4 protein-coding genes and 1 pseudogene are annotated in these 6,585 nt (G+C 72.3%); 4 read left to right on the top strand and 1 reads right to left on the bottom strand.

Features of this window, described 5'->3' with window-relative positions:
- From ABZ281_RS08450 to ABZ281_RS08435, 4 genes and pseudogenes are all read left to right on the top strand, one after another.
- A pseudogene (locus ABZ281_RS08450) lies at window positions 1-400 on the top strand (1,4-beta-glucanase); the annotation flags it as partial.
- Window positions 400-2,382, top strand: a complete 1,983-nt coding sequence (locus ABZ281_RS08445; protein ID WP_356653386.1) for a beta-galactosidase — start codon at window positions 400-402, stop codon at window positions 2,380-2,382. The pseudogene ABZ281_RS08450 and the gene ABZ281_RS08445, both read left to right, overlap by 1 nt.
- A complete protein-coding gene (locus ABZ281_RS08440) occupies window positions 2,379-4,568 on the top strand; it encodes a glycoside hydrolase N-terminal domain-containing protein (protein WP_356653384.1) in 2,190 nt (729 codons plus the stop codon). The genes ABZ281_RS08445 and ABZ281_RS08440 overlap by 4 nt, the downstream gene beginning before the upstream one ends.
- A gap of 35 nt (window positions 4,569-4,603) precedes the next feature.
- Entirely contained in the window at window positions 4,604-5,317 is a 714-nt protein-coding gene (locus ABZ281_RS08435; protein WP_356653382.1) for a hypothetical protein, read from the top strand.
- Window positions 5,318-5,347: 30 nt separating this feature from the next.
- On the opposite strand, the gene ABZ281_RS08430 is transcribed toward ABZ281_RS08435, so the two are convergent.
- Window positions 5,348-6,535, bottom strand: a complete 1,188-nt coding sequence (locus ABZ281_RS08430) for a sulfotransferase (RefSeq protein WP_356653380.1) — start codon at window positions 6,533-6,535, stop codon at window positions 5,348-5,350.
- Window positions 6,536-6,585: the final 50 nt, after the last annotated feature.

Genomic DNA, 6,585 nt, shown 5'->3' with positions numbered 1-6,585 from the left:
GGCCACCGGCCTGAACTCGGGCGACACCCAGTTCCAGTTGGTCGCGGCCCCGGGCCGCTCGGGCGACCTGTGGCTGAGCCTCAAGTGGAACGGGCTGTACCGCTCGACCGACGGCGGCGCCACCTTCACCAAGGTCGCCAGCTGCTGGGCCTCGTACACGCTCGGCTTCGGCAAGGCCGCCGAGGGCGCCTCCTACCCGGCGCTCTACATGGTCGGCTCCACCGAGACCATCACCGCCGTCTACCGCTCCGACGACGAGGCGAAGAGCTGGGTGCGGGTCAACGACGACCAGCACCAGTGGGGCTGGATCGGCGCGACCATCACCGGCGACCCGCGCGTCTACGGTCGCGTGTACATCGCCACCAACGGGCGCGGCGTGCAGTACGGGGAGCCCACCTGATGACCGTGCCGAAACGGCCCGCCCTGAGCGACGCCACCCGGGGGCGTCTCCTCTTCGGAGGGGACTACAACCCGGAGCAGTGGCCCGAGGAGACCTGGCACGAGGACGTCCGGCTGATGAAGACCGCCGGCGTCAACTCGGTCACCCTCGGCGTCTTCTCCTGGTCGAAGCTGGAACCGGCGCCTGGGGCACGGGAGTTCGGCTGGCTGGACACGCTGATGGATCTGATGCACGCAGGCGGCATCGGCGTCGTCCTCGCCACCCCGACCTCCTCGCCCCCGCCCTGGATGGGCCGGCTGCACCCCGACACCCTGCCCGTCACCGAGGACGGCCGCACCGAGTGGTGGGGCGGCCGGCAGCACTTCTCCCACTCCAGCGCCACCTATCGGCGCTACGCCGCCGCCATCACCGAGGACCTGGCCGCCCGCTACGGCGACCACCCGGCCCTGACGATGTGGCACATCAACAACGAGTACTGCACCTTCGACCACGGCGACGAGGCCGCCGCCTCCTTCCGGCGATGGCTGCGCGAGCGGTACGGCTCGCTGGACGCCCTCAACGAGGCCTGGGGCACCGCCTTCTGGAGCCAGGGCTACGACACCTGGGACGGCATCCTGCCGCCCCGCCTGCCGCACTACATGCGCAACCCCGGCCAGGTCCTGGACTTCCGCCGTTTCACCTCCGACATGCTCCTGGAGTGTTACACCGCCGAGCGGGACATCGTCCGGCGGCACACCCCGCACCTGCCGGTCACCAGCAACTTCATGCCGCTGTGGTTCGGGCAGGACGCCTGGCGCTGGGCCGAGGAGGAGGACGTCGTCTCCGTCGACCTCTACCCCGACCCGCGTGACCCCCTCGGCGCGCAGAACGGCGCCCTGGTCCAGGACATGACCCGCTCCCAGGCACGCGGGCCCTGGATGCTGATGGAGCAGGCGGCCGGGCCGGTCAACTGGCGGGGCGTGAACCACCCCAAACCCCGCGGCCTCAACCGGCTGTGGTCCCTGCAGGCCGTGGCCCGGGGAGCCGACGCCGTCTGCTACTTCCAGTGGCGGCAGTCCCGGCAGGGCGCGGAGAAGTTCCACTCCGGCATGGTCAGCCACGCGGGGGAGGAGGGCCGGACGTACCAGGAGGTCAAGCGGCTCGGCGCCGACCTGGAACGGATCGCCCCCGAGGTGACCGGCCGGCACCTCACCGCGAACGTCGCCGTCCTGCACGACTGGCACGCCTGGTGGGCCGGCGCCCAGGACGGCCGTCTCTCCACCCGGGTGGACTACCCGGACGTCCTGCGCGCCTGGCACCGGGCCCTGTGGCAGGCGCACCTCACCACCGACTTCGCCCACCCCGAGCACGACCTGACGCCGTACTCGCTGGTCGTGGTGCCGCAGCTGTACTCCCTCACCGACGCCGCGACCGACAACCTCCTCGCCTACGTACGGCAGGGCGGCACCCTCGTCTGCGGCTTCCAGACCGGCGTCGCCGACCAGGACGACCGCGTCCGCCCCGGGGGCATGGACGCCCGGCTGCGCGAGCTGTTCGGCATCCGCACGCTGCACGAGTGGTGGCCGCTGGACGCGGGGGAGACGGTCGCCTGCGAGGGCTTCCGGGGCACCCTGTGGTCCGAGGAACTGGAGGGGGACGGCACCGCCGAGGAGACCGTCCCCTACAAGGGCGGCGAACTCGACGGACTGCCCGCCGTCCTGCGCAAGGGCCGGGCCTGGTACGTCTCCACGCTCCCGGAGCCCGAGGCGCTGCGCGGCCTGCTGGCCTCGATCGCCGCCGGCGTGGGCGTCCGGCCGGTGCTCGACGATCTCCCCGAGCAGGTGGAGGCCGTGCGGCGGGGCGAGGTGCTGTTCGTGCTCAACCACGGCCGCGAGCCGGTGACCGTCGAGGTGCCCGGCACCCACCGTGACCTGCTGTCCGGGACGGACGTCACCGACCGGGTCACCCTCGGCCGCTACGAGGCGGCGGTGCTGCGGCCATGACCGACTCCGTCCCCGTCCACGGCACCTGGGAGCCGCACCCGGCCGCCCGCTGGGAGGACGCCTTCCTCAGCGGCAACGGCCGGCACGGCGCCCTGGTGTTCGGCGATTCGCACGCCGAGCGGGTCGTCGTCACCCACCACACCCTGGTACAGCCCAACGGCCGGGATCCCCGCCCCCCGCAGCTCGCCGGTGACCTGCCCGGGCTCCAGGACCGTCTCCTGGCGGGCGACACGACCGCAGCCGAGGACTTCACGGACGGGCGCCCCCACCAGTGGGTGCAGCCCTTCCACCCCGCCTTCCAAATCCGGCTGGCCCGGCCCGAGGACGGCGGCCACGACTACCGGCGGGACCTCGACTTCACCACCGGAGTGGTGAGCACGGCCTGCGCCGGCCGGACCGGCCGCGTCTTCGTCTCCCGTGCCGACGACGTGATCGTCCAGCACCTCTCCGGACCCGGTCTCACGCTGGACATCGACCTCGACCCCCGGCTGCCCGGCACCCCCGCCCGGCTGGGCGTCGGCCACGGAGCCGTCCTCACCCCCGAGGGCGCCCTGCTCAGCCTGCGCGCCCGCTACCCGGACAGCGACCGGGCCTGCACCGGCGTCACCCAGGTCACCGTCACCGGCGGCACGACCACCCTGGTGCCCCCGGGCGTGCGCGTCGAGGGCGCCCGGTCCGTGCTGCTCCTCACCCGGGTGCACCGGCACACCGGCGAGCTCGACGTGGTCGCCGAGGGCCGTGCCCTGCGCGACCTGCCCGCCGCCTACGACGAGCTCCTCGACCGGCACACCGCCCTGCACCGCGCCGCCTACGAGCGCGTCACCCTCGACCTGGCCGCCGACCCCGCCGAACGGGCCCTGCCGGGATCGGAGTTGCTCAAGCAGCCGCGCAGCGCCGCCCTGCTGGAGCGCCTCTTCGCCGCCGGGCGCTACCACCTGCTGTCGGCCAGCGGACTCTTCCCGCCCCGCCTGACCGGGCTGTGGACCGGCGACTGGAACACCGCCTGGTCCGGCGCGTTCACCAACGACGCCAACCTCAACCTCCAGACCGCCTCGGCCGCCGCCGCAGCCCTCCCGGAGGTCACCGAGGCGCACGCGAACCTGGTCCACCGTCTGCTCCCCGACTGGCGCGACAACGCCCGCGCGATCTTCGGCACCCGGGGCGTCGTCGCCCCCGCCCACTCCGACGGCGAGTCCGGCCACTCCTACCACTACAACCGCGAGTACCCGCTGCACCTGTGGACGGCGGGCGCGGACTGGCTGCTCAAGCCGCTCGTCGACCACGACGAGACCCACGGCACCCGCGACCCCCGCACCACCGCCGCTCTCGCCGAAGTCGCCCTCTTCTACGAGGACTTCCTCACCCGGACGGACGAGAACGGGCACCTCGTCGTCGTCCCGTCCTACTCACCCGAGAACCGGCCCGCCACCGCGAGCTGGGGCACCGTCAACGCCGCCATGGACCTCTCCGCGGCCCGCCATGCCCTGCGCACGGCCGCCGCCTATCACCCGGGCCCCGACGCCGACCGCTGGACCGCCCTCGCCGACCGGCTCCCGCCGCACCGGATCAACGAGGACGGCGCCCTGGCCGAATGGGCCTGGCCCGGCCTCACCGACTCCTACGACCACCGCCACCTCAGCCACCTCTACGGCGTCTGGCCGCTCGACGAGATCACCCCCTACGACACCCCCGAACTGGCCGACGCTGCACACCGTGCCCTCGAACTGCGCGGCGCCGAGAACGACTCCGCGCACGGCCATCTCCACCACGCCCTCGTCGCGGCCCGGCTCCGGGACGCGGGCCGCGTCTCCCACGCCCTCGGCCAGGTCCTGGACGGCGACTTCTTCCACGCCTCCCTGATGAGCGCGCACTACCCCGCCCGCGACGTCTACAACGCCGACGCCGCGCACACCCTGCCCGCCGTACTGATCGAGATGCTCGTCCAGTCGACCCCCGACCGGCTGGTCCTGCTGCCCGCGCTGCCGACGGCGTACCCCGAGGGCGCCCTGCGCGGGGTACGCACCCGGTTCGGGGCGGAGCTCGACCTCACCTGGACGCGGGACGGCGCCGTCGTCGTCATCAGGCCCGGTCGCACCCACCGCGTCGAACTGCGGACTTCCTCCGGCGCAGAATCCCTCCACCTGGTCGCCGGAGAAGACCACGTCCTCACCCTGAGGGCGTGGTAGTTCCCCTCATCCCCCCACCCCATGGAAGGGACACCATGGCATCACGCACGCTGAGCAGGGTCACCAAGGCCCTGCTGGCCCCCGCCCTGGCACTCGGCGCCACCATCGGCCTCGCCTCCGCCCCCGCCTCCGCCGCCGTCTGGAACTCCTGCGACCAGTGGGCCCAGACCAACCTGAACGGCTACACGCTCTACAACAACATCTGGGGCGGCGGCGCCGGCAGCCAGTGCATCTGGGCCAACTCGGGCACGAACTGGGGGGTCTGGGCCAACCACCCCAACACCGGCGGCATCAAGTCCTACCCGAACCAGACGAAGGCGATCAACAAGTCGATCACCTCGCTGGGCTCGCTCTCCAGCAGCTACAACGTCAGCGTCCCGTCGTCCGGCGCGTACAACACGTCGTACGACATCTGGGACACGGACCACGACTACGAGATCATGCTCTGGGTCAACAAGACCGGACCCGTCGGCCCGATCGGCTCCTCGCAGGGCAGCGTCAGCCTCGGCGGCCACTCCTGGAACGTCTTCAAGGGCACCAACGGAGCCAACGAGGTGTTCTCGTTCATCCGCACCTCCAACTCCAGCTCCGGCACCGTGAACATCCTGCCGATCCTGAAGTGGATCAAGGACACCAAGAAGTGGATGGGCAACGAGACGATCGGTGACGTGCAGTTCGGCTACGAGGTCACCTCGTCGTCCGGCGGCCTGAACTTCACCACCAACAACCTGACGGTCAGCAGCAGCTGACCCGTCGCGGGGCCGGGGCCGGCCGTGCCGTCAGGCGTGGTCGACCTCGGCCCGCAGCACGTTGTAGTCCGCGAAGGCCGACTCGACCTCGTCGCGGGTCAGACCGTAGCGGGACAGGTCGTAGGTGTGCTTTCGGGTGCCCTTGGGGCGGGCGACGGCCGCGGGGAGCCGGGCCGCGTCGGCCTCGGTCCACCGGGCGCCGACGGCCGCGAAGAGCTTCGGGGCGCCGGTAGCGGGATCGGATCCGAGCCAGGAGTACGGGGTGTCCACCAGCTGCTGCGCGGGGACGGCGGCCCGGGCCGCGAGACCGCGCGTCATGGCCCGGCTCAGCAGACCCAGCCAGGTGGCGCCGATGCCGGTCAGGTCGACGGGCCGGGTGCTGACGGCCATGCCGTGCTCGATCAGGGAGCAGAAGGAGGCCACGACGGTGACCGGGTCGCGGTGGCACCACACGATCGTGGCGTCCGGGAAGACCGTGCGCAGCGCGTCCAGGTTCTCCAGGTGCATGGGGGACTTCAGCATCCATCGCCGCCGCGGCCGGCCGTACTGGAGCACCTGGTAGACCTGCTTGAGATACCGGTAGTCGGCGGTGAAGTCCCGCGCGCAGTGCCACTCCCGGTATTCGGGGATACGGGCCTGGGAGAACGGCATCAGGGCGTGCGGCAGCGCGAACGTGCACTCCTCCGGGCCCTCGGCGGCCATCGCGTGGATGTCACGGAAGCGCGGCGCGAACAGGTCCGTGCCCTGCACCATCCGGCGCCCGGCCGCGATCGCCCGGCGTCGCTGCCGGGGCGGCAACTCCAGGTCGGGCGCGAGCAGTTCCCACAGCAGGGGGCAGCGGTGCCCGTCCGCGAGTGACAGCACCGAGTGCGTGACGGTGGTCGCGGTGCGGGGCAGCCCCACGACGAACACGGGCCTCTCGATCGGCTCCTGCTCGATCTCCGGGTGCTCGGCGATCAGCCGCCGCACCCGCGCCCGGTTGGCCAGATGCCGCCGGACGTGCCCCTGCGCGGCCTGCCAGCCGACCGGGGTCAGGCCCTCGGCCTTCGCCCACCAGCCCAGCAGGGCCCGGAAGTCGTCGACGAACGCCCGGTCTCCCGGCGCCTCACCGGTCTCCACCACCATGCGATCGAAGATCCGGCCGGGGTTCCTGCGGGAGCCGAAGGCGGGCCACAGCGCCAGGTCGGCGAGGGTGAGGGCGAGCGGAGACGGGGACACGCGGGAAACCTACCTTCTGGAACTTGCCTGCGTGGTCGGAAGTTGGCCGA

Source organism: Streptomyces sp. NPDC006265 (assembly GCF_040613555.1).
Taxonomy (GTDB): domain Bacteria; phylum Actinomycetota; class Actinomycetes; order Streptomycetales; family Streptomycetaceae; genus Streptomyces.
Note: the sequence above shows the minus strand (reverse complement) of the source record. Positions and strands in the feature narration are given on the sequence as shown.